15 protein-coding genes and 1 pseudogene are annotated in these 26,369 nt (G+C 73.5%); 2 read left to right on the plus strand and 14 right to left on the minus strand.

Translation table 11 applies throughout. From position 1 onward, the window contains the following. Positions 1 to 230: pseudogene (locus ACGF13_RS12675) on the plus strand (ATP-binding protein); the annotation flags it as partial. Positions 231 to 308: 78 nt separating this feature from the next. On the opposite strand, the gene cimA reads toward ACGF13_RS12675, so the two are convergent. The 4 genes from cimA to ACGF13_RS12695 all read right to left on the minus strand — a co-directional run bounded on the left by cimA (position 309) and on the right by ACGF13_RS12695 (position 5,319). Further along, the gene (cimA, locus tag ACGF13_RS12680; protein WP_392872817.1) at positions 309 to 1,913 is read right to left on the minus strand and encodes a citramalate synthase; all 1,605 of its coding nucleotides are present in this window, start codon (positions 1,911 to 1,913) and stop codon (positions 309 to 311) included. A gap of 379 nt (positions 1,914 to 2,292) precedes the next feature. Next, positions 2,293 to 3,405, minus strand: a complete 1,113-nt coding sequence (locus ACGF13_RS12685; RefSeq protein WP_392872820.1) for a branched-chain amino acid aminotransferase — start codon at positions 3,403 to 3,405, stop codon at positions 2,293 to 2,295. Positions 3,406 to 3,654: 249 nt separating this feature from the next. Beyond that, a complete protein-coding gene (locus ACGF13_RS12690; protein WP_392872823.1) occupies positions 3,655 to 4,692 on the minus strand; it encodes a 3-isopropylmalate dehydrogenase in 1,038 nt (345 codons plus the stop codon). A 9-nt stretch (positions 4,693 to 4,701) separates the two neighbouring features. Next, the gene (locus ACGF13_RS12695; RefSeq protein WP_392872826.1) at positions 4,702 to 5,319 is read right to left on the minus strand and encodes a Uma2 family endonuclease; all 618 of its coding nucleotides are present in this window, start codon (positions 5,317 to 5,319) and stop codon (positions 4,702 to 4,704) included. 103 nt (positions 5,320 to 5,422) lie between these two features. Between ACGF13_RS12695 and ACGF13_RS12700 the strand changes: the two genes are divergently transcribed. Then, positions 5,423 to 7,927 (plus strand): YfhO family protein, encoded by a 2,505-nt coding sequence (locus tag ACGF13_RS12700; protein ID WP_392872829.1) that lies wholly within the window; start codon positions 5,423 to 5,425, stop codon positions 7,925 to 7,927. Between the two features lie 48 nt (positions 7,928 to 7,975). Here the strand turns inward: ACGF13_RS12700 and ACGF13_RS12705 are convergent, their stop codons facing one another. The 10 genes from ACGF13_RS12705 to gatB all read right to left on the minus strand — a co-directional run bounded on the left by ACGF13_RS12705 (position 7,976) and on the right by gatB (position 26,343). Then, positions 7,976 to 11,347, minus strand: coding sequence for a S8 family serine peptidase (locus ACGF13_RS12705; protein WP_392872832.1), 3,372 nt, complete (start codon positions 11,345 to 11,347; stop codon positions 7,976 to 7,978). Positions 11,348 to 11,574: 227 nt separating this feature from the next. Beyond that, the gene (locus ACGF13_RS12710) at positions 11,575 to 11,736 is read right to left on the minus strand and encodes a hypothetical protein (protein WP_363382932.1); all 162 of its coding nucleotides are present in this window, start codon (positions 11,734 to 11,736) and stop codon (positions 11,575 to 11,577) included. Positions 11,737 to 12,020: 284 nt separating this feature from the next. Further along, positions 12,021 to 13,610, minus strand: a complete 1,590-nt coding sequence (gene serA / locus ACGF13_RS12715; protein ID WP_392874189.1) for a phosphoglycerate dehydrogenase — start codon at positions 13,608 to 13,610, stop codon at positions 12,021 to 12,023. 241 nt (positions 13,611 to 13,851) lie between these two features. Next, positions 13,852 to 14,850: a ketol-acid reductoisomerase gene (ilvC, locus tag ACGF13_RS12720; RefSeq protein ID WP_097236149.1), complete on the minus strand. Its 999-nt coding sequence runs from the start codon at positions 14,848 to 14,850 to the stop codon at positions 13,852 to 13,854. Between the two features lie 110 nt (positions 14,851 to 14,960). Further along, positions 14,961 to 15,485, minus strand: a complete 525-nt coding sequence (gene ilvN, locus ACGF13_RS12725; protein WP_049657946.1) for an acetolactate synthase small subunit — start codon at positions 15,483 to 15,485, stop codon at positions 14,961 to 14,963. A gap of 85 nt (positions 15,486 to 15,570) precedes the next feature. After that, positions 15,571 to 17,424: an acetolactate synthase large subunit gene (locus ACGF13_RS12730; protein ID WP_392872836.1), complete on the minus strand. Its 1,854-nt coding sequence runs from the start codon at positions 17,422 to 17,424 to the stop codon at positions 15,571 to 15,573. A gap of 329 nt (positions 17,425 to 17,753) precedes the next feature. Continuing rightward, positions 17,754 to 20,705, minus strand: coding sequence for a putative bifunctional diguanylate cyclase/phosphodiesterase (locus ACGF13_RS12735; RefSeq protein WP_392874192.1), 2,952 nt, complete (start codon positions 20,703 to 20,705; stop codon positions 17,754 to 17,756). 494 nt (positions 20,706 to 21,199) lie between these two features. Continuing rightward, positions 21,200 to 24,238, minus strand: coding sequence for an AAA family ATPase (locus tag ACGF13_RS12740; RefSeq protein ID WP_392872839.1), 3,039 nt, complete (start codon positions 24,236 to 24,238; stop codon positions 21,200 to 21,202). A 152-nt stretch (positions 24,239 to 24,390) separates the two neighbouring features. Further along, positions 24,391 to 24,549, minus strand: coding sequence for a hypothetical protein (locus ACGF13_RS12745; RefSeq protein ID WP_158077676.1), 159 nt, complete (start codon positions 24,547 to 24,549; stop codon positions 24,391 to 24,393). Positions 24,550 to 24,831: 282 nt separating this feature from the next. Next, positions 24,832 to 26,343: an Asp-tRNA(Asn)/Glu-tRNA(Gln) amidotransferase subunit GatB gene (gatB, locus tag ACGF13_RS12750; protein WP_392872842.1), complete on the minus strand. Its 1,512-nt coding sequence runs from the start codon at positions 26,341 to 26,343 to the stop codon at positions 24,832 to 24,834. Between the last annotated feature and the right edge of the window lie 26 nt (positions 26,344 to 26,369).

The raw sequence follows: 26,369 nt of genomic DNA on the forward strand, positions 1-26,369 counted from the left end.
TCGCCGACTGCTTCCCCGCCCTCGACTACTTCGAGAACAGCGGACTGCCCTTCGTCGTCGCCCTCAACGGCTTCGACGGACACCAGCCCCACACCGCCGACGAAGTCCGCGAAGCCCTCCAACTCGGCGCCGACACCCCCGTCATCACCCTCGACGCCCGCCGCCGCGACAGCGCCAAGAGCGCCCTCATCACCCTCGTCGAACACGCCCTCCTCGCCCGACTCCGCTGAACCGGCGGTGCTCGGACATGCCGGCGGCCCGCGGGACTTCCTGCGAAGTCCCGCGGGCCACGGGTGTGTTCGGGCCGGCTATTCGGTGGGCTCCAGGCCGGCCCGGATGAGGCCGTAGGTGTACGCGTCCTCCAGCGCCAGCCAGGAGGCGGCGACCACGTTGTCGGCCACGCCCACCGTCGACCAGGTGGCGGCGCCGTCGGTGGACTCGATCAGCACCCGGGTCTTGGAGCCGGTGCCGTGCTGGCCCTCCAGGATGCGGACCTTGTAGTCCACCAGCTCGAAGGTGGCCAGCGGCGGGTAGATGCCCTCCAGGGCCGTGCGCAGCGCCTGGTCCAGCGCGTTGACCGGGCCGTTGCCCTCGCCGGTGGCGATCCGGCGCTCGCCCTTGGCCCACAGCTTGACGGTGGCCTCGTTGCCGGTGAAGCCGTTCGGACCCTGCTCGCTGATGGTCCGCCAGGACTCCAGGGTGTAGAAGCGGTCCCGGCTGCCGCGCACCTCGTCGCGCAGCAGCAGCTCGAAGGAGGCGTCGGCGGACTCATAGGTGTAGCCGAGGTTCTCCTGCTCCTTGACCTTGGCCACCACCCGGCCGGCCAGGTCCCGGTCGCTGGAGAGGTCGTAGCCGAGCTCCTTGCCCTTGAGCTCGACGGAGGCCCGGCCGGCCATGTCGGAGACCAGCATCCGCATGGCGTTGCCGACCCGCTCGGGGTCGATGTGCTGGTACAGGTCCGGGTCGACCTTGATCGCGGAGGCGTGCAGGCCCGCCTTGTGGGCGAAGGCCGAGTAGCCGACGTACGGCTGGTGGGTGGAGGGGGTCAGGTTGACCAGCTCGGCGATCGCGTGCGAGATCCGGGTCATCTCGGCCAGCCGGCCCGCGGGCAGCACCCGGCGGTCGTACTTGATCTCCAGCGCGCCGACCACCGGGAACAGGTTGGCGTTGCCGACCCGCTCGCCGTAGCCGTTGGCGGTGCACTGGACGTGGGTCGCTCCGGCGTCCACCGCGGCCAGGGTGTTGGCCACCGCGCAGCCGGTGTCGTCCTGGGCGTGGATGCCGAGCCGGGCGCCCGTCCTGGCGAGCACGTCGGCGACGATCTCCCGGACCCCGCCGGGCAGCATCCCGCCGTTGGTGTCGCAGAGCACCACCACGTCCGCGCCGGCCTCGTGCGCGGTGCGGACCACCGACACGGCGTACTCGGGGTTGGCCTTGTAGCCGTCGAAGAAGTGCTCGCAGTCGATGAACACCCGCCGGTCCTGGGAGCGCAGGAACTCGACGCTGTCCCGGACCATCTCCAGGTTCTCGTCCAGGGTGGTGCGCAGCGCGAGCTCCACGTGCCGGTCGTGCGCCTTGGCGACCAGGGTGATCACCGGGGCGCCGGAGGTGACCAGCGCGGCCAGCTGCGGGTCCTCCGCGGCCTTGCCGCCGGCCCGGCGGGTGGCGCCGAAGGCGACCAGCCGGGCGTGCTCCAGCTCCAGTTCGGCGGCGGCGCGGGCGAAGAACTCGGTGTCGCGCGGGTTGGCTCCGGGCCAGCCGCCCTCGATGAAGCCGACCCCGAACTCGTCCAGGTACCGGGCGATGGCCAGCTTGTCCGCCACCGTCAGGTTGATGCCCTCCCGCTGCGCTCCGTCGCGCAGCGTGGTGTCGAACACGTGGAAACTGTCATCGGTACGGGTGACCTCGGTCATGACCCCTGGTTCTCCGTTTCGGGGAGGTTGGGTACTGCTCTGCCGGACTTTTCCGTCCCGGCTCCACTGTCCATGATCCCGCGCGCGGTCCCGGTGTCCCCGGGCCCCTTGTGGGGGCCGTCGGCCGGTCCGGGAGAAACAAAAAGACCCCTCGCGGGTGCGAGAGGTCTGCGCGCGGGTCTGGACGCTAGTGGTCGCTCCGCATCGGGTCGTGCGGGAAGCGGTCACTGCGGACCGGCGCGCCTGCTGCTAATAATCAGCGAAAGCGAGGACACGCTCGCAGTCTGGCACAGCTGCCCGGGATCCGGCCCACCCGTCTCGCGATGCGAAACGGGCGGGCCGGACGGGCCGGGCGGGCGGACCGGCGGGGTGTGCGTGATCAGACGATCTTGTGCAGCCACTGGTGGGTGTCCGGGGTCTGGCCGCCCTGGATCGACAGCAGCGCCTTGCGCAGCTCCATGGTGACCGGGCCCGGCTCGCCGGCGCCGACGGTCCAGTCGGCGGCGGCGGACTTCACCGAGCCGACCGGGGTGATGACGGCGGCGGTGCCGCAGGCGAAGACCTCGGTGAGGGTGCCGTCGGCGTTGGCCTGCTGCCACTCGTCGGTGGAGATCCGGCGCTCCTCGACCGCGTAGCCGAGGTCGGCGGCCAGCTGCAGCAGCGAGTCGCGGGTGATGCCGGGCAGCAGGGCGCCGGACAGCTCCGGGGTGACGATCTTCGCGTCCCTGCCCTCGCCGAAGACGAAGTACAGGTTCATGCCGCCCATCTCCTCGACCCACCGGTGCTCGGCGGCGTCGAGCCAGACCACCTGGTCGCAGCCCTTCTCGGCGGCCTGGGCCTGGGCGACCAGCGAGGCGGCGTAGTTGCCCGCGCACTTGGCGGCGCCGGTGCCGCCGGGGGCGGCCCGGACGTACTCCTTGGACAGCCAGACCGAGACCGGCTTGATGCCGCCCTGGAAGTAGGCGCCGGCCGGCGAGGCGATGATCATGAAGAGGTAGGAGTTGGCCGGGCGGACGCCCAGGCCGACCTCGGTGGCGAACATGAACGGGCGCAGGTAGAGGCTCTGCTCCGGCTCGTTCGGCACCCAGTCCTGCTCCTGGCGGACCAGCAGCTCGACGGCCTCGACGAAGGTCTCCACCGGCAGCTCCGGCATCGCCAGGCGGCGGGCCGAGGCCTGGAAGCGGGCGGCGTTGGCCTCCGGGCGGAAGGTGGCGATGGAACCGTCGGCCTGGCGGTAGGCCTTCAGGCCCTCGAAGATCGCCTGACCGTAGTGCAGGGTCATGTTCGCCGGGTCGATCTCCAGCGGCGCGTACGGGGCCAGCTGGGCGTCGTGCCAGCCCACGCCCTCGGTCCACCGGATGGTGACCATGTGGTCGGTGAAGACCCGGCCGAAGCCGGGGTTGGTCAGCCGGGCCTCGCGCTCCGCTGCCGGCAGCGGGTGGGCGGAGGGCTTGAGGTCGAACGTGATGGGCGCCTGGGTGGCCGTGCTCATGGCTGTTTCCTTCACCGTGGGTTGGTAAGGGCCGCCACCGCCGCGGATACGTTTCGGCGAAATTCACCGGAATGGACGCACAACGGCACGGCCCACTGTCGATACTCGCATCCAGAGGGCCGTGCCGAACAGCTGTCCGCCCCATTTCCGGGGCCGCAGGCTGCGGTTATGCGCGGTCCGGCCCGCAGGCCGGAGTTCCGCTTCGGGATCCGGCCCGCTGGCCGGAACCTCGTTCTCGGATCCGGCCCGCTAGCCGGATACTCGGGCGGCGAGCGCGTCGCCGACCTGGGAGGTGCTGCGGGTGCCGGAGCGCTCGGCCAGGTCCGCCGCGACGGCGGCCTCGACCGTGGCGGCCTCGGCGGCGAAGCCGAGGTGCTCCAGCAGCATCGCGACCGACAGCACCGTGGCGGTCGGGTCGGCCTTGCCCTGGCCGGCGATGTCCGGCGCCGAGCCGTGCACCGGCTCGAACATGGACGGGAACTCGCCGCTCGGGTTGATGTTGCCGCTCGCGGCCAGGCCGATCCCGCCCGTGACGGCGGCGGCCAGGTCGGTCAGGATGTCGCCGAAGAGGTTGTCGGTGACGATGACGTCGAACCGCTCCGGCTGGGTGACGAAGAAGATGGTCGCCGCGTCGACGTGCAGGTAGTCGGTGGTGACCTCGGGGAACTCCTGGCCGACCTCGGCGAAGATCCGCGTCCACAGGTGCCCGGCGTGCACCAGCACGTTGTTCTTGTGCACCAGGGTGAGCTTCTTGCGCGGCCGCGCCTGCGCCCGGCGGTAGGCGTCGCGCACCACGCGCTCGATGCCGTACGCGGTGTTCAGGCTGACCTCGGTGGCCACCTCCTGCGGCGTCCCGGTGCGCAGCGTGCCGCCGTTGCCGACGTACGGGCCCTCGGTGCCCTCGCGGACGACCACGAAGTCGATCTCCGGCTGACCGGCCAGCGGACCCTTCACCCCGGGGAAGAGCCGGCCCGGACGCAGGTTGATGTGGTGGTCGAAGGCGAACCGCAGCTTGAGCAGCAGCCCCCGCTCCAGCACGCCCGACGGCACGCTCGGGTCGCCGATGGCGCCCAGCAGGATCGCGTCGTGCGACTTCAGCTCCGCCAGCACGCCGTCCGGCAGCGTCTCCCCGGTCCGGTGGTAGCGCCGGGCCCCGAGGTCGTACTCGGTGGTCTCCAGCTTCACGTCGGCGGGAAGCGCGGCACCCAGGACCTTGAGGCCTTCGGCCACCACTTCCTGGCCGATGCCGTCACCGGGGACTACTGCGAGACGAATGGTGCGAGACATGCTCGGACCCTACTCCGCCGTCCCAGGTACTGACACCTCACGTCCACCATGCGGACGGTCGAAGGCGATTGCCAGTGGAAACGGGCGTCGAACTGTCAACCGCTCACGGAAGGTTCCACTCAACACGTACTCAGCCGAGGCCGTGGACAGTTCGTGGATGTGGGCAATCGGCCGTCCCTGCACGTACTCGACACGCCAGAAGTACCGGATCTCAGCAGCAGCGTACTTCCGCGGCTTGACCTCGCGATCCCACTCCGCCTCGCCCTCCTCGGTCACCTCGACAACGAGCACCACGTCCTGCGGGAGCCAGAACGTCTGCTCAGGCCCGGTGTCCGCACGGGAATCGACCACCATGAGATCGGGCTCCGGCCGATTGCGGGAGTCGATCTTCAGCCCCATTTGTCGCCAGACCTCCCACCCCTCCGGTACCTGATCCACCAGTTGCCGATCCAGCCAGCTGACCGTCTTGGAGTGAAACGCCGACTGCCGAACGGAGAACACCAGGCTTCCAAGCAGCAACTCCGTGTGAGGCGGGAGGTCCGGCAGCCGGTCCAGATCGTCGGCGGTGTAGCCGCGGGCCGGTGGCCTCGACCACTCCGGTGTCGGCAGGTCGCTACCCGTTGCCATGGGAACACAGTCGCAGGCCCGACCACGCCCTCGCCATCTCTTCACCCTTTCGAGCGAGCGCGCGTGACGTGGAGGGCGCTGGTGGCCTGCTTAGGGTGGCGGGATGCGGACGAGCGAGCGGCGGCGGGAGGTGCTGGTCTGCGGGGGTGCCGCGGGGCTGGCGGCGGGCGGGTACGGGCTGGCGGCGGCGCTGCGCGGGCGGTGGCCGGCCGGGGCCGATGCGGTGGCCGTGCCGTACCACGCCCACCTGTGGGACCTGCTGCACGGACAGGCCGCCGGGGACCTGCTGCTCGACTGGAACAGCGGCTACGGCACCCCGTTCCTGGCGGACTTCTTCGCCTACCTGATGAACCCCTTCTCCTGGCCCGCCGCGCTCCTCCCCCGCGACCAGGGCCGGCTCGCCGTCCTGCTGGTCACCCTGGCCACCATCGGCCTCGGCACCGCCCTGATGACCCGGCTGCTCGGCCGCCTCCACCCCGGCCCGCGCCGGCTGCGGGCGCTCGCCGCCGTCGGGTACGGGCTGTGTGCCTGGGTGCTGGACGTCGGCGGGGCCGCCCCGATGTGGCTCTGGGGCCTGGTCTCGCTGCCCCTGCTCGGCCTGGCCGCCGACTGGTGCCTGCGCGAGCGGCACTGGGTGGCCGGCACGCTGTGCGTCGCGCTCGCCTGGGCCGGCAACCTGTACACCGCCGCGCTGGCCACCCTGGCGGCCGGACTCCTGTTCGCCGTCCGGCTGTTCGTCGCCCCGCTCCCGCTGCGCCGGCGGGTCCGGGCCACCGGCCGGGCCGTCACCATGGCCGCCGCCGGGGTGCTGCTCGCCTCCCCCGTGCTGTTCGTCGCGGTCCTGGCCGCCCGCCGGGCCCAGCCGGAGTCCCAGGTCCAGCCGCTCGGCCCGTCCGGCGTCGGCGGCCACCTCGCCCGGCTGCTGCCCGCCACCCACGGCGGGCCGCAGTTGCCGGATGTGGCGATCGGCGTCTTCGGTCTGCTGGTGGTCTGCGGGTTGCCGTTCAACCGGCGGGTACGGCCGCGGGAGCGCGCCCTGTGGTGCGCGGCGCTGCTGCTGGTGGTGGCCGGCTTCCTCTGGACCCCGACCGTGCTGGTCTGGCACGGCCTGGCGATCCCGGCCGGCGGGCCGTACCGGGTGGCCTTCGTGCTCAGCGGGCTGCTGGTGCTGGCCGGCTGGGTCTCGCTGGCGCACCGCCCGGACCGGCTGACCGTGCTGGGCGGCGCCGCCGTGGTCGCGGTGATCGCCGGCCTGGCGGCGGGCCGGCACTCGGTTCGCCCGGCCACCTGGGTGCTGCTGGCCGTCGGCGGCGCCGTCCTGTCGGCGGCGCTGTGGCTGCTGGACCGCCGGCACGCCGACCGGCGGGCGAACGCCCTCGCCACCTGGGTGGTCGGCGGCGCGGTGCTGGGCAACGCCGTCTGGTCCGGGTACGCGGCGCTGGGCGCGGCCCCCTCCGCCGGCGTCTCCCCGGCGGCCGTCCGGGCCGGGCACGCGGCGCTGCGCGCGGCCGCCGACTGGCCGCACGGCCGCAGCGACCCGGGCCCGCACGCGTTCACCCCGAACGACCCGCTGCTGCTGAACGGGCAGGGCGGCGGCTACTTCAGCGGCTACCTGCCGACCGTCACCGCCCTGCTGCTGCACGACCTCGGCGCGGGCTGGACGGCCGGCGGGCGGCAGACCGCGAGCGTCACCGACCCGGTCGGGCAGGCGCTGTTCGGCGTCCGCACCCACCTCGACGACGGACCGCCGCCGTACGGCTTCGCCCCCGTCCGGGCGGCGGCCGCACCGCCGCTGGTCACCGTGCTGCCCCCGGGCGCCCGGACGGAGACCTCCTCGGTCTGGGCCCGGCAGGAGTCGCTGCTGGGCAGCCAGGTGTACGACGCCCCGCTGCCGGTCCCGGCGGGCGGGGCGGCGCCCACGCTGCACGGCACCAGCGGCTGGTCGGTGCCGGGCGGCGCGGAGGGCACGGTGTTCACGGCCGCCTGCACGCCGGGCGGGACGGCCTACTTCCACGGGCTCTGGTACCGGGGCACGGTCAGCGGCCTCGGCACCGACTACCGCAGCGACGGCGAGCAGCCCACCACCGCCGTGCCGATCCACCGGCTGGGGACCGTCCCGGCGGACGGGGTGGTCCGGGTGACGCTGCGGTCGGACGTGGTGAGCCAGGTCCCCGCCCGCCCGGTCGGCTGTCTGCGGGCCGGTGCCCTGGAGGCCGCCGTCGCCCGGCTCACCGCGACCGGCGCCACCCGGGTGGAGGCCGGCGGGCACACCCTGACGGCGACGCTCCCGGCCGGGTCCACCGGCACCGCGCTGCTCTCCGTGCCGGCCACCGACGGCTGGACCTGCGCGGTGGACGGCGGCCGGTACGCGGCCCCCGTCCCGGTGCTCGGCATGATCGGTGTCCCGCTGGGCGGGGGCGCCTCCCGGGTGGCCTGCGCGTTCCGCCCGCCCGGCCTCACCGAGGGCCTCACCGTCACCTCCGCCACCGCCGCCGTCCTGGCCCTGGTGGCCGTCTTCGCCCGGCTCTCCCGCCGCCCGACCCGCCTCCCGCGCGGCGACCGCCGCCGGGCGGCCCGAAGCTCCGACGGCCTGGACGTTCGTACCTGACGGGGCGGCCCGCCGGAGTCCCGGTGGGCCGCCCCTTCCGCCCGGGGGTCAGGGCAGGTCGACCACCTGGGCCCGCCGCTCGGCCGGGTTCCGGTGGTACAGCAGCAGGAGCCGCGAGGCGTCGCCCGGCGCCCGCCGCACGTCGAGGACGGTGCCGGGGCCCGTCGGGGCCGCCACCGCGGCCGGACCGTCGAGGCCGGCCCGCGCGGTGAGCGCCGGCCGCAGGACGTCCAGCGGGACGGACGGGGTGGTGCCGTTCAGCCCGATGGCCGAGAAGGCCTCGGCGACGTCCGGCGTGCCGCCCCCGGTGTAGCCGGTCCACACGCCGTAGCGGACGGTGCTGTGCCCGGGCGCGACGCCGGGCAGGGCGCTCAGCCGGACGGGCAGCACCAGTACGTCGCTGTCCAGCAGCCCGGTGTCGGTGTCGCCCCAGTGGGCGTTGAGCGGCTGGACGTCCAGCTCGGCCCCGGTGCGGGCGTCCAGCGCGCGGGAGACCAGGACGTCGCTGCCGGACAGCCGGTCGGCCTTGAGAACGACGTCGGTGCTGCCGTCCCCGTCGGTGTCCAGCGCCACCCGCACCCCGTACAGCCCCACCGGGGTGGCCGCGGGCGCCCACAACCACGCTCCCACGTACAGCAGTCGGTCGTCGACGGCGGCACCGGCCGCACGCAGGTCGGCGGAGCGCTCACCGGGGTGCTCGACGCAGATCTCGTCCGCCGGGTCCGCCTGCGCCCCGGCGAGTTCGGGCCGCACGCCCGCGCCCGGCGCGACGGCCGCGTCGCTGCCGCCGGGCGGGCAGTCCGGCCAGCGGGCCCCCTCGCCGCCGAGCGCGAAGGCGCTGACCAGCCCCGGCTGTTCGCCGGGCGCGGCGCGGCCGCCGAGGGCGACCAGGGTGGCGCCGCTCGCAGCGGTGCGCACGGCGGCCGTCGCCGCGAGGTCGCCGGTCGGGCGCGGGGCGGCCAGCACCGGGATCCGCAGCTGCGGCAGCGTGCCGTCCCCGACCGGGGTGAGCAGCACCCGCCCGGAGAGCTCGCCCCGGTAGCTGCGGGCGTGGTCGCCCTGCACGGTGTCGATGGTCGGGTCGGGCGCGCGCCCCAGCTCCCCGGGCACGGACAGCGTCACCCGCACCCGCGCGGTGCCGCCCGCCGGGACGTCCACCCGGGCCGGCGTCACCTGGTAGGAGGCGCCGGGCAGTCGGGTGGCCGCCGCGTACGAGGTGCGGTAGGCGAGCGGCCCGCCGGAGGTGTTGCGCACCTCGATCTCCCGGGTCCGCGCCGTCGGCCCGGCCACCTCGACCGGCCCGAAGGAGACCCCGACGGCGCCCGCCACGGCACCCTCCCCCGCCGCGTAGGCGACGGCGGGGGTGCGGACCGCCCCGTCCACCCGGACCCGCCCGGCCCCGGTGCGCTCGGGCCCGTAGGCCGGCCCGCTGCGGTCGTCGCCGAGGAAGGTGTCCACGGTGGTGTTCATCAGCGCGGCCTTGACCTGCTCGACCGGCCAGTCCGGGTGCGCGGCACGGACCAGGGCGGCGAGCCCGGCCACGTGCGGGGTGGCCATCGAGGTGCCGCTCTCGCGCTGGCCGCCGGTGCCGCTGCCGACCAGGGCGGACCGGATGCTCTCGCCGGGGGCCGCCAGGTCGGGCTTGACCACGCCCGGGACGCCGATGCCGCGCGAGGTGAAGTCGGTCAGGGTGTCGACCCGCTCCGGCTGGTCCTGGGCGACGGAGGCGTGCAGGGTGTTGCCGGGCGCGGCGAGCCGGATCCGCACCGGCCCGGCGGCCGCGGCCTGGCGCAGCCGTTCGCCGTCGGCGCGGGCCAGCAGCGCGGCCGGGATCCGGTCGTTGCCGGAGATCTCGGCGAGGTGGTCGGAGTCGGCGGCGTACAGCGCCCCGATCGCGCCCGCGTCGGCGGCGTGGTCGGCGCGCGGGCCGGAGTTGCAGGCCCGGTCGGCTTCGCGGGTACGCCAGGTGAGCAGCGCGATCTTCCCCTTCAGTCGCTGCCGGTCGGCCTCGCCGAAGTCCGCGCAGCCGTCCGACTGGTCGACGGGCAGGGCGAGTTCACCGCTGACGTCGGCGGTGGACCAGCCCCGGTAGCGCTCGCTCCAGTGCGCCGGGACGACCCCGGCCCGGGCGGCGGGGGCAAGCACGGTGACACCGTCCACGTCGGCGTGGCCGTGCACCGAGGCGGCGACGGTGATCGCCCGGGCGGCGGTGCCGGGGCTGCCGCCGATGCCGTACACGTCGCCGTCGTTGCCGGCCGCCGCGACCACGACGGTGCCCAGTTCGGCGAGCCGGTCGACGGCCAGGGCGTCGGTGTCGTCGGTGCTGCCGAAGTGGCTGCCGAGCGAGAGGTTGACGACGTCCAGCCGGTCGCTCAGGTCGCCGTCCCCGTTCGGGTCGGCGGCCAGGTCGAGCGCCTCGGTGACCCGGTCGGTGGAGCCGTCGCAGCCGAACACCCGGATCGCGTACAGCTGTGCGCCGGGGGCGGCGCCGGGGCCGATCCGGAAGCCGGCCGGGTCGAGTCCGGGCCCGTACGGACCGGTGTACGGGCGGCCGTCGGCGGTGACGCCGTACCCGGCGGCGGTGCCGGCCACGTGGGTGCCGTGCCCGTTGCGCACGCAGTCGATCGGGTTGTCGCCGGGGTGCGGCACCGGCTGGTGGTGCGGGGAGGCCGGGTCGGGGTCGTAGTCGTCGCCGACCAGGTCCCTGCCGCCGACGACCTTGGCGTTGGGGAACAGCGCGGGCGGCGCGGGCTTGCCGCGCTCCACCGAGCGGAAGGCCTCCTCGGTGCCGGGGCCGCCGAAGTCGGCGTGGGTGTAGTCGATGCCGCTGTCGACGATCCCGATCCGCATGCCCTGCCCGGTGCCGGCCACCCGGTCGCCGGCCCAGACCTGCGGGGCGCCGGTCAGCGGGACGGAGTGGGCGTTGTCGCGCCGCTTGACGACGATCGGGTGGACGGCGCGGACGCCCGGCAGCGCCCGCAGCGCGGGCAGCCGGGCGGCGGGCGCGCTGACGGCGAGTCCGGTCAGCACGGTGCGGGTGCGGTAGAGCTCGCGGGTGGCGGGTGCCGCCCGGTGGACGGCGCCGGCCAGCCGGTCGAGCGCGTCCCCGGCCCGGGAGCGCTGGTCCGCGCCGGCCCGCGCGGCCTCCCGGCGGACGGCCTCCGGGGAGCGCTGGGCCCGCCGGGCGCCGTCGGCGGCGCGCCGCCAGGCGGGGCCGGCCGCCTCGGTGGTGAGTTCGAGCAGCACGGAGGCCGTTCGGCCCGGCCCCGGCGGTCCGGCGGACGGCGGTCCGGCGGAAGGTGGCCCCGCGGTCGGTGGACCGCCCGCCGCCGGGGTGGCGGCGAGGACGGCGCTTCCGGCCAGCAGGGCCAGGGTGAGGCCGATCCGGGCGGCGGGTCGGCGGACGGATGGCAGACGCACTGGGCCCTCTCCCCCGGCAGGGGGACTGATCCGCACTCCGTGTCGCTGACGCCCGCCCACGCGAACGTCGATCACCCCTCCGAGGGCCCCAAATTAGGATGATCGCGCCGCCGGGGACGAGCAACTTCCCTCGGACGGACCGGGGTTGCACTCTACTGGGTGACATTCCGACGACCCGTACGGCCCATTCCGCGGATGAACGCCACCGCCGGCCGCTCCGCCGGACCTCAGTGGTGGCCGGTCACGCCGCCGTTGTCCCGGCGGTCCAGCGAGCGCTGCAGCGCGGCCGCCGCGAAGGGGTTCCGCTCGGCGGCCCGCCGGCGGCGCGGGGCGCGGACGGGGGTGGCGGCGGGGGCGGACGTGGCGTGACGGTCGGCGGTCGGCGACATACCGGGCTCCTTGGAAGCGGCGCCGCGGGAGGCGGGCGCGAAGAGGGGAAGGGAGCGCGGGAGCAGGGGTCGCCTGCTCGTGAAGGCGCACGCCTACACGGGCCGCAGGCCCTGGCTACAGGGGCGGCACACCGTATGGCCCTTCCACGGTAAGGCCGCGCCCCGGCCGTGTCTGCACGAATACTTGGATTTCCTACTATCTGAGACGGGTGTCACCCGGGAGAACGCAGCGGGGCCCGGACCACCGTTCGAACGGTGGTCCGGGCCCCGCCGGAGCCGGTGGATCAGCCCAGGTCGACCGAGCGCGCGAAGCGGGCGCCGATCTCGGCGGCGATGGCCGACAGCACCTCCTGCGGGATCTCGGTGTCCACGGTGATGGAGGCCAGCGCGCTGCCGCCGTCGCGGGCGACCTGCATGCCGGCGATGTTGATGCCCGCGTCGCCGAGGTGGCGGCCGAGCACGCCGACCACGCCGGGGCGGTCCTCGTACTTGAAGAAGGCCATGTGGTCGGTGAGCGCCACGTCCACGTCGAAGGCGTCCACGCCGACGATCTTCTGGGTCTGCTTGGGGCCGGCCAGCGTGCCGGAGATGGCGATCTCCTCGCCGCCCGCGAGCGTGCCGCGGACGGTGATCACGTTGCGGTGCTCGGGGCTCTCGCTGGAGGTGGTCAGGCGGACCTCGACACCGCGCTCCTGGGCGAACAGCGGGGCGTTGACGTAGGACACCGTCTCCGCCACCACGTCCTCGAACACGCCCTTCAGCGCGGACAGTTCGAGCACCTTGACGTCGTGCTGGGTGATCTCGCCGCGGACCTCGACGTCGAGGCGCACGGCCACCTCGCCGGCCAGCGCGGTGAAGATCCGGCCGAGCTTCTCGGCCAGCGGCAGGCCCGGGCGGACGTCCTCGGCGATCACGCCGCCCTGGACGTTCACCGCGTCCGGCACCAGCTCGCCGGCCAGCGCGAGGCGCACCGACCGGGCGACGGCGATGCCGGCCTTCTCCTGCGCCTCGTCGGTGGAGGCGCCCAGGTGCGGGGTGGCGACCACGTTGTCGAAGGCGAACAGCGGGGAGTCGGTGCACGGCTCCTTGGCGTACACGTCCAGACCGGCGCCGGCCACCCGGCCGTCGCGCAGCGCGTTCGCCAGCGCCTCCTCGTCCACGATGCCGCCGCGGGCGGCGTTCACGATGCGGACGGTCGGCTTGACCTTGTGCAGCGCGTCGTCGCCGATCAGGCCGATGGTCTCCGGGGTCTTGGGGAGGTGGACGGTGATGAAGTCCGAGACCTCCAGCAGCTCCTCCAGCGAGACCAGCTTGACGCCCATCTGCGCGGCGCGGGCGGCCTGGATGTAGGGGTCGTACGCGACGATCTTCATCCCGAACGCGGACATCCGCTGGGCGACCAGGACGCCGATCCGGCCGAGGCCGACGACGCCGAGGGTCTTCTCGCTCAGCTCGACGCCGGTGTACTTGTTGCGCTTCCACTCGCCCTGCTTGAGCGCGGCGTTGGCCGGCGCGATGTTGCGGGCGACGGAGATCAGCAGGCCGCAGGCGAGCTCGGCGGCGGTGACGATGTTGGAGGTCGGCGCGTTGACGACCATCACGCCGGCCTTGGTGGCGGCGGAGACGTCCACGTTGTCCAGGCCGACACCGGCCCGGGCGACGACCTTGAGCTTGCGGGCCGCGGCCAGCGCCTCGGCGTCGACCTTGGTGGCGGAGCGGATCAGGATCGCGTCGACGTCGGCGATCGCGGTGAGCAGCTCGGTGCGGTCGGCGCCGTTGCAGTGGCGGATCTCGAAGTCGGGGCCGAGGGCGTCGACGGTGGCGGGCGAGAGCTCTTCGGCGATCAGAACTACGCCGGTCTTCGCAGTGGTCACAGTGCTCACGACAGTGGGTCCTTAACTGTCCGGTTCCCCCGGGCACGTGGGTGGCGTGGAGGGCGGGGGAAGGTGGCATGCCGCGTGAGTAGACGCACGACGCTGTGGGCCTGACGCGCACTCGGAGTGTATCGACGGGCTGGGTGGCGGGCTGCTCCCGTCCGGCGAAATCACCCGGACGGGAGCAGCCTACTTGTACAAGCGAGTTACAAAATCAGGGCCGGGAAGGGCCTTGACGAGCTCAGGCCTTCTCGTTGACCCAGCTCATCAGCGAGCGCAGCTTCTTGCCGGTGGTCTCCAGCAGGTGGTCCTCGTCGGCCTTCTTGTACTCGTTGTACTTGGGCAGACCCGCCTTGTACTCGGCGATCCAGGTGTTGGCGAAGGTGCCGTCCTGGATCTCGGCGAGGACCTTCTTCATCTCGGCCTTGGTGGCGTCGGTGATGATCCGCGGGCCGGTGACGTAGTCGCCCCACTCGGCGGTCTCGGAGACCGACCAGCGCATCTTCTCCAGGCCGCCCTCGTACATCAGGTCGACGATGAGCTTCAGCTCGTGCAGGCACTCGAAGTAGGCGATCTCCGGCTGGTAGCCGGCCTCGACCAGGGTCTCGAACCCGGCCTTCACCAGGGCGGCGGTGCCACCGCAGAGGACGGCCTGCTCACCGAACAGGTCGGTCTCGGTCTCCTCGGTGAAGGTGGTCTTGATGACGCCGGCCTTGGTGGCGCCCAGGCCCTTGGCGTACGACAGCGCCAGGGCGAAGGCGTTGCCCGAGGCGTCCTGCTCGACCGCGACGATCGCGGGGACGCCGCGGCCCTCCTCGTACTGGCGGCGGACCAGGTGGCCCGGGCCCTTCGGGGCGACCATGCAGACGTCGACGTCCGCCGGGGGCTTGATGAAGCCGAAGCGGATGTTCAGGCCGTGGCCGAAGAACAGGGCGTCGCCGGCCTTCAGGTGCGGGGCGATGTCGGCCTCGTAGACGTCGGCCTGGATCGGGTCCGGCACCAGGATCATGATGACGTCGGCCTCGGCCGCCGCCTCGGCCGGGGTGACGACGCGCAGGCCGGCCTCCTCCGCCTTGGCGCGGGACTTGGACTCCGGCTTCAGGCCGACCCGGACGTCGGCGCCGGAGTCGCGCAGCGACAGCGCGTGGGCGTGGCCCTGGCTGCCGTAGCCGATGACCGCGACCTTGCGGCCCTGGATGATGGACAGGTCGGCGTCGTCTTCGTAGAACAGCTCGGCCACGGGGGCACATCTCCTTGCGTGGTGGTTGCCGGGTACGCGGTGTTCACCGTATGCGCACCGGCGGGGGTGTGGGTCTTTGCTTCGAGGTTTGAGACGTGGTCTCGCGCTGTTTACGCGCTGCGGTCCAGGGCGCGCAGCGAGCGGTCCGTGATGGAGCGCGCGCCGCGGCCGATGGCGACCAGGCCGGACTGGACCAACTCCTTGATGCCGTAAGGCTCCAGCATCCGGAGCATGGCCTCCAGCTTGTCCGAACTGCCGGTGGCCTCGATGGTCACCGCTTCGGGCGACACGTCGACGGTCTTGGCACGGAACAGCTGGACGATCTCGACGATCTGCGACCGGGTCTCGTTGTCGGCGCGGACCTTCACCAGGACCAGTTCCCGCTGGATCGCAGCGGACTGGTCGAGTTCGACGATCTTTATCACGTTCACGAGCTTGTTGAGCTGCTTGGTGACCTGTTCCAGCGGGAGGTCCTCGACGTTGACCACGATCGTCATCCGGGACACGTCCGGGTGCTCGGTCGAGCCGACGGCGAGGGAGTCGATGTTGAAACCCCGCCGGGAGAACAGTGCGGCGATGCGGGCGAGCACGCCGGGCTTGTTCTCGACCAGGACGGAGAGGGTGTGCTTGGACATGGGGTTCCTCAGTCGCACAGGAGGGGTCCGGCACAGCCGGTCCCGAGAAGGGTGGTGGCGGGCGACGGGCGGGCGGGCAGGGACATCAGTCGAGATCGTCGCCGAAGTCGGGGCGCACGCCCCTGGCGAACTGGATCTCGTCGTTGCTGGTGCCGGCCGCGACCATCGGCCAGACCATGGCGTCCTGGTGGACGATGAAGTCGATGACGACCGGACGGTCGTTGATCTCCATCGCCTGCTTGATGACGGCGTCGAGGTCCTCGGGGCGCTCGCAGCGCAGGCCGACGCAGCCCATCGCCTCGGACAGCCGGACGAAGTCGGGGATCCGGGTGCCCTGGACCGGCGGCTCGACGCCGTCGTGGCCGGGGCCGGAGTGCAGCACGGTGTTGGAGTAGCGCTGGTTGTAGAACAGCGTCTGCCACTGCCGGACCATGCCCAGCGAGCCGTTGTTGATGACCGCGACCTTGATCGGGATGTCGTTCAGGGCGCAGGTGACCAGCTCCTGGTTGGTCATCTGGAAGCAGCCGTCGCCGTCGATGGCCCAGACCGCGGTCTCCGGCCGGCCGGCCTTGGCGCCCATCGCCGCGGGGACGGCGTAGCCCATCGTCCCCGCGCCGCCCGAGTTGAGCCAGGTGCCCGGCTTCTCGAACTGGATGAACTGCGAACTCCACATCTGGTGCTGGCCCACGCCGGCGGCGTAGATCGCGTCGGAGCCGACCATCCGGCCGATCCGCTCGATGACCTGCTGCGGCGAGAGCTGCCCGTTCGGGGCCGGCTCGTAGCCGAGCGGGTAGGTCTTCTTCCACTCGTCGAGCCGCTCCCACCATTCGGTGTAGTCGCCCCTGTGGCCGGCGTCGAACTCGGCCTGGACGGCGACGATCAGGTCGGCGAGGACCTCGCGGGCGTCGCCGACGATCGGCACGTCCGCCGGGCGGTTCTTGCCGATCTCGGCCGGGTCGATGTCGGCGTGGACGACCTTGGCGTTGGGGGCGAAGCCGTCCAGCTTGCCGGTGACGCGGTCGTCGAAGCGGGCGCCGAGGGTGAACAGCAGGTCGGACTTCTGGAGCGCGGTGACGGCGGGGACGGAGCCGTGCATGCCGGGCATGCCCAGGTGCTGCGGGTGGCTGTCCGGGAAGGCGCCGAGCGCCATCAGGGTGGTGACGACCGGGGCGCCGGTCAGCTCGGCGAGGATCCGCAGCTCGGCGGTGGCCTGCGCCTTGAGCACGCCGCCGCCGACGTACAGCACCGGGCGCTTGGCGCCGACCAGCAGCTTCGCGGCCTCGCGGATCTGCTTGGCGTGCGGCTTGGTCACCGGGCGGTAGCCGGGCAGCGCGGTCTCGACCGGCCAGCGGAAGGTGGTGGTCGCCTGGAGCGCGTCCTTGGCGATGTCGACCAGGACCGGGCCGGGGCGGCCGGTGGCGGCGATGTGGAAGGCCTCGGCGATCACCCGGGGGATCTCGGCCGGGTCGGTGACCAGGTAGTTGTGCTTGGTGATCGGCATCGTGATGCCGCAGATGTCCGCCTCCTGGAAGGCGTCGGTGCCGATCGCCTTGGAGGAGACCTGGCCGGTGATGGCGACGACCGGCACCGAGTCCATGTAGGCGTCGGCGATCGGGGTGACCAGGTTGGTCGCACCCGGCCCCGAGGTCGCCATGCAGACCCCGACCCGGCCGGTGGCCTGGGCGTAGCCGGTGGCGGCGTGACCGGCGCCCTGCTCGTGACGGACCAGGATGTGGCGCACCTTGACGGAGTCCATCAGGGGGTCGTACGCGGGAAGGATGGCCCCGCCCGGAATACCGAAGACGGTGTCCGCGCCCACGGCCTCCAGGGAGCGGATGAGCGACTGGGCGCCGGTCATGGTCTCGACGACGTGCTGGGGAGCGGGAGCGTTGGCGGCCGGGTTGTCCCCGCGGCGGGGGGATGCGGCGTGCTCGGTCATCTGCCTGTCTCTTCTCGGGTTTTGCCGACCCGGTGTGCGGGCCCCGGTGCTGCGAGGGTGGGGTCCCGGTCCGGGTCGATCGCCGGCTCTGCCTCAATCGTCCCGCTTGATCCGACAGGTCGGACTTGCTCGGGGGTCGAGGCCAGGGGTCTTGCGGAGGTGGAACAGCGTCAGTGCAACAAAAAACCCCTCGTGCCCAAGGGCATGCGAGGGGTGGCGCGTCGGTCTGTCACGAGCAGGGCGTACGAGCCCACTCAGCCGACGCGCCCGCCAAGTACGAGAATTCGGGTGCGCATGGCAACGACCTTCCTCCCGTGCGGGGCAACGTGTCAAGCAGGTGGGACGACCGTCTCGCCATGCGGACCCCCCGACGGACCAGTAACGGCACGGTGTTCGGGCAGGTCAGAGCCGCCATGGTGATGTGCGCCACGTCCCGGCGTGGCGTCCGCCCGGCCGTTCGGGCGGCCACCCGTCCGGGTGTCGTCGACGGTCGGCGGGTACGGGCGGCGGGCCGGGAGCGGACCCGTCGACGTGGGCAGCGGGTAGTCGCGGCGGGCCAGCGCCCGGCGCAGCCGGGGCTCGTCCAGGGGCGGGGCGAAGGCCGAGCCCTGGGCCTGTCCGCAGCCCAGCTCGCGCAGCGCGGCGACCTGGCGCGGCAGGTCCACCCCCTCGGCGGCGGTGACCATCCCGAGGTCGCGGCCGAGTCGCAGCGCGTGCCCGGCGAGGGTGCGGCTGAGCGGGGATTCGCCGAGGTCCTGGACGAGGGTGCGGTCGAGCTTGAGCCCGTCCAGCGGCAGCCGGGCGAGGGCGCCGAGCGAGCCGCCGCCGGCGCCGTACCCGGCCAGCCAGGTGGAGACGCCGAGGCCGCGCAGGGCGGTGAGCCGGCGGCCGAGCTCGTCGGCGAGCGAGTCCGGGCCCATCCGGGCCACCTCGATCACCAGTTCGTCGGCGGGCAGCCCGCTGTCGCGCAGCGCCGCGGCCACCGTCTCGTACAGGCCGGGCGAGCAGAGCCGCTCGACGGACAGCCGGACGGCCACCGGGACGGGCTCGGGCAGTCCGCGGCCCCGGCCCGGCAGGCCGCGGCGCTCGGCGGCCGCGCTGACCGCCTCCAGGACCAGCCAGCGGGAGAACCTGGTCGCCGCGTCGCCGTGCTCGGTCGAGCGCAGGAACTCGGCCGGGGTGAGCAGCAGGCCGCCGACCGAGCGCCAGCGGGCCTGGGCCTCCACGCCGGTCACCGCGCCGCTGCCGAGGTCCACCACGGGCTGGTGGAGCAGCGTGAAGCCGCCCTCCCGGACGGCCAGCCGCAGCCGTTCCTCCAGTTCGGTGCGGCGCTCCAGGTCGGCCCGCATGGCAGGGGTGTAGAGCACCACCCGGCCCTTGCCCTCGGACTTGGCCCGGTACATCGCGAGGTCGGCGTTGCGCATCAGCTCGTCGGCGGCGGCCCTGGGGTCGGCCGCCGGGCCGCGTTCGGGGGCGCCGAAGGCGATGCCGATGCTGGCGGCGACGCTGAGTTCGGCGCCGCCGATCCAGTACGGCTCGGAGAGCGCGAGGCGCAGCCGCTCGGCCAGTTCCTGGACCTGGAGGCGGCCGAGCGGGCCGCAGACCAGCGCGGCGAACTCGTCGCCGCCGAACCGGGCGACGGTGTCCCCGCAGCGGACGGCGCCCTGGAGCCGGCGGGCGGCCTGCACCAGCAGCTCGTCCCCGACCTGGTGTCCGGCGGTGTCGTTGACCGCCTTGAAGCCGTCCAGGTCGAGGAAGAGCACCGCGATCCCGGCCCCGGTCTCGCCCTGCTGGCCGCGGGCGCCGAGGGCGGCCCGCAGCTGCTGGGTGAACAGCGCCCGGTTGGGCAGGTCGGTGAGCGGGTCGTGGAAGGCGTTGTGGTGCAACTGGGCCTGGAGCATGACGCGTTCGGTGACGTCCCGGCTGTTGAGCAGCAGGCCGTCGCGATGTCTGCTGACGCTGGACTCGACGTGCAGCCACTCCCCCGCGCCGGAGCTGATCCGGCACTCGACCCGGGCGGAGGGCACGGCGGTGCCGGGGCTGCGGTGGGTGGCGAGCCGGACTCTGGCGAGGTAGCGGCGGACCTCGGAGAGCACCCGGCCGACGTCCTCGGGGTGCACCAGGTCCAGCAGGTTGCCGCCGACCAGCTCCTCCGGGTCCCGCCCGTAGACGCCGAGCGCGGCCGGGGAGACGTAGGAGAGCACGCCGTTGGCGCCGGCGATCATGATGACGTCGCTGGAGCCCTGCACCAGGGAGCGGAAGTGCGCCTCCTTGTGGGCGAGTTCCTGGGCCAGCGACAGGTTGTCGAGCAGCATCACGCCCTGCCTCAGGATCAGCGCCAGCCCGACGGTGCAGGCCGCCGCGGCCACCACCCGGTCCAACTCCCGCCCGCCGAGGGCGTTGTAGAGGATTCCGGCGGTGCAGACCGCGGCGGCCGCGTACGGGGTCAGCGCACTGAAGGTGGTGGCCACCCGGCGGTGCGGCAGGCCGCCGGCCGAGGGGTGGTCGCGCAGCGGACGGCGCCAGCGCGGCGACCACGGCGCCCAGCCCAGCAGCAGACTTCCGGCGAACCAGCCGGCGTCCAGCAGTTCGCCCGAGTGGTAGCTGCTGCGCAGTTCCGGGGAGGTGAACAGGGCGTCGCAGGTGACGGTGACGGCGAGCGCCAGCATGGCCGTGTGCACCGCCGCCCGGTTGCCGTCCCGGCCCCGGAAGCGCAGCCCGACGACCAGGCTGACCAGCAGGATGTCCAGCACGGGGTAGGCCAGGTTGAGGGCCAGGCGCAGCGGTGAGCCGTCCTCCCCGGCCGCGATCCGGCCGAGCGCCAGGCTCCAGCTGAGGGTGAACAGCGAGCCGGCGATCAGCCAGCCGTCGAGCAGCAGGCAGAGCCAGCCGGCCGCCGTGCGCGGGTGCTGGGCGAGCACCAGGACGCCGGTGATGGCGAGCGGGGCGAACAGCAGGAAGGCGTACTCGGCGAGCGAGTCCTCGGGCAGCGGGGAGCGCAGGACCAGCTCGTACCAGCCCCAGGTGCCGTTGCCGAAGGCGACCATGAGCGAGGAGAGGCCGAACAGCAGCCAGGCCGGGCGGGCGTGCCCACCGACGGTGCAGCCGTACACCAGGCAGGACAGGGTGGCCGCCAGGGCCGCCGCGGCCAGCCCGAAGTCACCCATGAAGACGGACAGTTGGTGCGATCCCCAGCCCGCGGCGGCGCCCCAGGCGTAGGCCGCGCAGAGCGCGCCCAGGACGAAGCCGGGCAGCGCGCGGCTGTCCCGGATCCGGCACAGCCGTCTACAGCGGACGGCTGCGGGCACGTCGACGGCGGACGTGTCGACGCGCGGCGCGTCCGACCGCCCGGTTCCGGGCAGCACCGTTTCGGTGGAGCTCACTCGGCCTCTCCCCCTCCGGCCCGGGGCCTCGCGCCCCGGCCACGGACCACCGGCCGCGCACCTCTCGGACGTACGCGGTGGCCTGGCGCCCCGTCAGGACGGCAGCCCAGGGGGCGGGCGGCCTGCCGGACGCCACACCGTACCGATGCTCCCAAAATGGACCCTACACCAATTCCGTCACTCAATGACACACACTCAACTTAGAGTAATGGCGAAAGGGTGGGGAAATGCCCCCGATTCCTACGGATCGGCCCGGTTGGCGGCGGCGCGCGGACGGGGGCTCACGCGGCGCGCACGGGAGCACGGGGAGGCGCCCGAACACCGGTGCCAGGGTGGACGAACGGCGGGCCCGGACCGGCCTAAGCCGGTCCGGGCCCGTGCCGGCGCCCCGTTCAACGGCCGGAGGAGGCCAGGTCGTCCGGGAACAGCCGCAGCCGGTGCGCCAGCGCCGCCGCCTCGCCCCGGCCGCCGACCGCGAGCTTGCCGAGGATGTTGGAGACGTGCACGCTCGCGGTCTTCGGAGAGATGTACAGCTCCTCGGCGATCTGCCGGTTGGTCCAGCCGCGGGCCAGCAGCCGCAGCACGTCCCGCTCACGGGGGGTGAGGTTGAAGGAGTCCCCGGCGGCCTGGGCCGGCACCGCGGCCGCCCGCTCGGCCGGGGCGAGGCTCAGCCCGGCCCGCTCGGCCAGCGCGGCGATCTGCCCGCCGAGCGGCCGGTCGTCCCGGACGGCCGCCAGTTCGGCCGCCTCGCGCAGCAGTTCGGCACCGGCCTCGCGCCGGCCGGCCTGCACCTCGGCCTCGCCGGCCCGCAGCAGGGCGAGCGCCAGCGGGTACGGCAGGCCGGTCGGCCGCAGCGCCTCGACCGCGGCGGCCCACTCCCGCGGGGTGTCGGTGCCCTCGGCCCGGGCCAGTTCGGCCTCCAGCAGCCGGGCCCAGCCGTGGTGCAGCGGCGCCCTGGGCCGTAGCTCGGCGGCGGCCTCGGCGATCACGGCCAGCGCCCCGGGCCGACCCGCCTCGGCCTGCGGCAGGCCCCGGCTGTCCGCCTCCACCGCGGCCGCCTCGGCCAGCAGCGGGTACACGTCGGACTCGTTGCCGGTCCTGCCCTCCTCCGCGAGCGCGGCGAGCAGTTCGTCCCTGGCCTCCAGCGGCCGCCCGCCGAGCGCCGCGATCCGGATCGCCAGCCGGCTGATCGGCACGCTGTGCTGGACCTGGCCGATCCGGTTGGCCGCCCGGGCCTGCGCCAGCATGGCCGCCGCGGTCGCGAGGTCCCCGGCCAGCACGGCGAGGTCACCGCGCATCCGGTCCAGGAACTCGGCGTGGGTGCCGGTCAGGCTGGTCGACTCGTAGCCGGCCAGCACCTCGGCGGCCTCCCGCACCCGTCCGAGGTCGGTCAGCGCCTCGACCAGGTTGCCGGTCAGGATGGCGCCGATGTTGCGCAGCAGGCCGTTGCCGTCCGCGAACTCCAGCCCCTCCCTGGCCAGCCGGACGGCCGCCTCGGGCCGGCCCAGCCCGCGCTGCATGCTGGCCAGGTTGTTGATGCCGCGCAGCAGGAGGTCGGGCACGCCCAGCAGGCGGGCCCGCTCGACCGCGCCGGCGAGTTCGGTCAGCCCGCCCTCGGCGTCGCCCTGCACGTCGTAGCGCAGGCCGCCGAGGGTCATCCGGGCGTGCACCTCGACCGAGTGGGCGCCGACCTCCTGGGCGATCCGGATCGCCCGCTCGGCCAGCTCGACGTGCTCGGGCCCCGGGGTCTTGAGCATGGCGGAGTTGGCGCTGAGCGCGAACACCTCGGCCTGCACGGCGGACGGCGGCAGGTGCTCCACCAGCCGGTGGGCGTGGGCGATCTCCTCCTCGTCCCCGGAGCGGCGCAGGCTGCCCAGCATCCGGGCCCGGTTGATCCGGAACCAGGCCGCCCGCACCGGGTGCTCCACCTCGTCGACCAGCCGGATGCCGCGCTTGGCCAGGCTCAGGCCGCGCTCGCGGTCGCCGCTGCGCCGGGCCGCGACCACCGCCTCGGCCAGCACGTCCTCCAGCTGGATCCGGTCGCAGTCCTCGTCCGCGGCGTCGTGGTCCCGGGAGCCGGGCGGGTAGGTCTCGGCCCAGTCGTACGGGCGCAGGGTGTGCGCCAGCACCTCCTCGGAGACCAGGTCCCACAGTTCCAGGGCCCGTTCCAGCATGCCGAGTTGCTCGGCGAAGGCGTTGCGGCGGCGGGCCGCGCGGGCGGCGTCCAGGGCGGTCGGCAGGGCGCGGGCCGGATCGTGCGCGTGGTACCAGTAGTTGGCCAGCCGGGCGGCCAGCGCGTCGCCGGGGACCAGCTGCGGCTGGGCCTCCACCGCGAGCGCGAACTTGCGGTTGATCCGGTGCCGTTCGCCGGGCAGCAGGTCGTCCGAGACGGCCTCGCGGACCAGCGCGTGCCGGAACCGGTAGCCCTCGCCCTCGCTGTCCGGGCGCAGGATGTTGGCGCCGACGGCCACCCGCAGCGCCTCGATCAGCGCCTCCTCGTCGTCCAGGACGGCGGCCAGCAGGGCGTGTTCGACGTGCGAGCCGCCCTCGGCGGCGATCCGCACCACCCGCTGGGCCTCCTCGTCCAGGCCCTCGACCCGCACCAGCAGGATGTCCCGCAGCGAGTCGGTCAGCCCGGCGCCGAAGCCGTCCTCGAAGGCGGTGGCCAGCTCCTCGACGAAGAACGGGTTCCCCTCCGAGCGGCGGTGGATGCGGTCCACCAGCTGGCGGTCGGGGGCGGCGGTGCCGAGGATGCCGGCCAGCTGGGCGGCCACCTCGCGCCGGCCGAACCGCGCCAGCTCCAGCCGCTGGACGGTGCGCAGCCGTTCGAGCTCGGCCAGGAAGGGGCGCAGCGGGTGCCGGCGGTGCAGGTCGTCGGTGCGGTACGTGGCGACCAGCAGCACCCGGGAGCGGTGCAGGGTGCGCACCAGGAAGGCGAGCAGCTCGCGGGTGGAGCGGTCGGACCAGTGGAGGTCCTCGACGGCGAGGACGAGGGTACGCTCCGCGCCGAGCCGCTCGAACAGCCTCGCGGTGTGCTCGAACAGCCGGGCCCGGCTGTACTCGTCGTTGGGTTCGCCGTCCACCTCGCCGAACTCGGACAGCAGCAGGGCGAGATGGCTCTCGCTGCCGGCCGCGGCGGCCTCCAGTTCGGGGCCGAGCGAGCGGTGCAGCCGTCGCAGCGCGGCAGCCAGCGGCGCGTACGGCAGGCCCTCGGCGCCGACCTCCAGACAGCTGCCGAGCGTGGTGACCGCCCCCTGGGCCGCGGCCCGCTCCAGGAACTCCTCCAGCAGCCTGGTCTTGCCGACCCCCGCCTCGCCGCCGACCAGGACGGCCTGCGGACTGCCGGTGCCCGCGCGGCGCAGCGCGTCGGTCAGCTCGGTGATCTCGCTGCCGCGGCCGACGAAGACGGGGCTGACCGATGTCTGCTGCATGGAGGCGAGCATGCCATAGCCGGTGGGGCCCGGCCGAGGGGTTATCTCCCGAGGCGAACGGGGTTCCGAGCCCGAACGCCCGGAGGGGGAGACGCCCGTTCGCGGCGTCTCCCCCTCCGGAGCTCCTTCGGCACCGTCGTGGTGCCGAACCGTCAGCATTCGGGCCGACGCACGGGGCGCCGCTGGAAGCGGGCGGCCACCGGGCGCTGCCGCAGTCGGCGGGCCTCCTTGGCCTCGCGCACCAGGCGCTCGTGCTCGGCGCGGGCCACGAGCTCGTGGGCCTGTTGCTGGAAGGTCTGGTACTCGATCATTTCCGGTTCCCCCTCGGGTTCTCACTCCGTCTTGCTGACAGGTAAGAGCTTCCTCCGCCAGTGGGGGGTGCCGCATCGGGAGCCTGCCGCATCTTCCGGGGCCCAGCTGCCTTAGATCGGTCGCCAAGAAAGGTTTAAGGCCCCGCCTCACCTAGATACATAGGTGAGGCGGGGCCTTAGGCCTTACTTAGAGGGCCTTAGATGCCTTAGATGCCTTAGGAAGACAGGCTTGACAGGCCGGGTGGCACTCAGGCGGAGACGCCGAGCTTCTCCAGACTGTGCTCACTGTCCTTCCACGGCAAGCCGCTCCAGGATCAGATCCTTCACCCGGGCTGCGTCGGCCTGGCCGCGGGTGGCCTTCATGACCGCGCCGACCAGCGCGCCCACGGCCTGGACCTTGCCGTCGCGGATCTTGGCGGCGATCGCCTCGTTCTCGGCGATGGCCTGGTCGACGGCGGCGCCCAGCGCGGAGTCGTCCGAGACCACGGCCAGGCCGCGCTTCTCGACGATCTCGTCCGGCTCGCCCTCGCCGGCCAGCACGCCCTCGATGACCTGGCGGGCCAGCTTGTCGTTCAGCTTGCCCTCGGCGACCAGCGCGGCGACCCGGGCGACCTGCACCGGGGTGATCGGCTGCTCGCTCAGCTCGGTGCCGGTCTCGTTGGCGCGGCGGGCCAGCTCGCCCATCCACCACTTGCGGGCCTGGTCGGCCGGGGCACCGGCCGCGATGGTCTCCTGGATCGGGCCCACCGCACCGGCGTTGAGCACCGACTGCATGTCCTTGTCGGACAGGCCCCACTCGGCCTGCAGCCGGGCGCGACGCACCCGCGGCAGCTCGGGCAGGGCGGCGCGCAGCTCCTCGACCCACTCGCGGGCGGGGGCCACCGGCACCAGGTCCGGCTCGGGGAAGTAGCGGTAGTCCTCGGCGTTGTCCTTGATCCGGCCCGAGGTGGTGCTGCCGTTGTCCTCGTGGAAGTGGCGGGTCTCCTGGATGATGGTGCCGCCGTCGGTCAGCACCGTGGCGTGCCGCTGGATCTCGAACCGGGCGGCCCGCTCCACGCTGCGCAGCGAGTTGACGTTCTTGGTCTCCGAGCGGGTGCCGAAGGTCTCGGTGCCGTTCGGGCGCAGCGACAGGTTGACGTCGCAGCGCATCTGGCCCTTGTCCATCCGGGCCTCGGAGACGTCGAGCGAGCGGATGACCTCGCGCAGCTCGGCGACGTACGCCTTGGCGACCTCGGGGGCGCGCTCACCGGCGCCGACGATCGGCTTGGTGACGATCTCGATCAGCGGGATGCCGGCCCGGTTGTAGTCGAGCAGGGAGTGGGTGGCGCCGTGGATGCGGCCGGTGGCCCCGCCGACGTGGCTGGACTTGCCGGTGTCCTCCTCCATGTGGGCACGCTCGATCTCCACCCGGAAGGTCGAGCCGTCCTCCAGCTGCACGTCGAGGTAGCCGTTGAAGGCGATCGGCTCGTCGTACTGCGAGGTCTGGAAGTTCTTGGGCATGTCCGGGTAGAAGTAGTTCTTCCGCGCGAACCGGCACCACTCGGCGATCTCGCAGTTCAGCGCCAGGCCGATCTTGACGGCCGACTCCACGCCGACCGCGTTGACCACCGGCAGCGAACCCGGCAGGCCCAGGCAGGTCGGGCAGGTCTGGCTGTTCGGCTCGGCACCCAGCTCGGTCGAGCAACCGCAGAACATCTTGGTCTTGGTACCTAGCTCGACGTGGACCTCAAGGCCCATCACCGGGTCGTACGACGCGAGAGCGTCCTCGTAGGAGACCAGGTTCATGACGCTCACAGCGTCCCTTCTCACTTGAAGCTTGG

This window comes from Kitasatospora sp. NPDC048286 (assembly GCF_043201735.1).
In the GTDB taxonomy this organism is placed as follows: domain Bacteria; phylum Actinomycetota; class Actinomycetes; order Streptomycetales; family Streptomycetaceae; genus Kitasatospora.

Coding starts and splice junctions, on each gene's coding strand:
- ACGF13_RS12700 (WP_392872829.1), top strand. CDS start 5,423: ATGCGGACGAGCGAGCGGCGGCGGGAGGTGCTGGTCTGCGGGGGTGCC.
- ACGF13_RS12740 (WP_392872839.1), bottom strand. CDS start 24,238: ATGCAGCAGACATCGGTCAGCCCCGTCTTCGTCGGCCGCGGCAGCGAG.
- cimA (WP_392872817.1), bottom strand. CDS start 1,913: ATGACCGAGGTCACCCGTACCGATGACAGTTTCCACGTGTTCGACACC.
- ACGF13_RS12685 (WP_392872820.1), bottom strand. CDS start 3,405: ATGAGCACGGCCACCCAGGCGCCCATCACGTTCGACCTCAAGCCCTCC.
- ACGF13_RS12690 (WP_392872823.1), bottom strand. CDS start 4,692: ATGTCTCGCACCATTCGTCTCGCAGTAGTCCCCGGTGACGGCATCGGC.
- ACGF13_RS12730 (WP_392872836.1), bottom strand. CDS start 17,424: ATGACCGAGCACGCCGCATCCCCCCGCCGCGGGGACAACCCGGCCGCC.
- ACGF13_RS12745 (WP_158077676.1), bottom strand. CDS start 24,549: ATGATCGAGTACCAGACCTTCCAGCAACAGGCCCACGAGCTCGTGGCC.
- ACGF13_RS12710 (WP_363382932.1), bottom strand. CDS start 11,736: ATGTCGCCGACCGCCGACCGTCACGCCACGTCCGCCCCCGCCGCCACC.
- ilvN (WP_049657946.1), bottom strand. CDS start 15,485: ATGTCCAAGCACACCCTCTCCGTCCTGGTCGAGAACAAGCCCGGCGTG.
- ACGF13_RS12695 (WP_392872826.1), bottom strand. CDS start 5,319: ATGGCAACGGGTAGCGACCTGCCGACACCGGAGTGGTCGAGGCCACCG.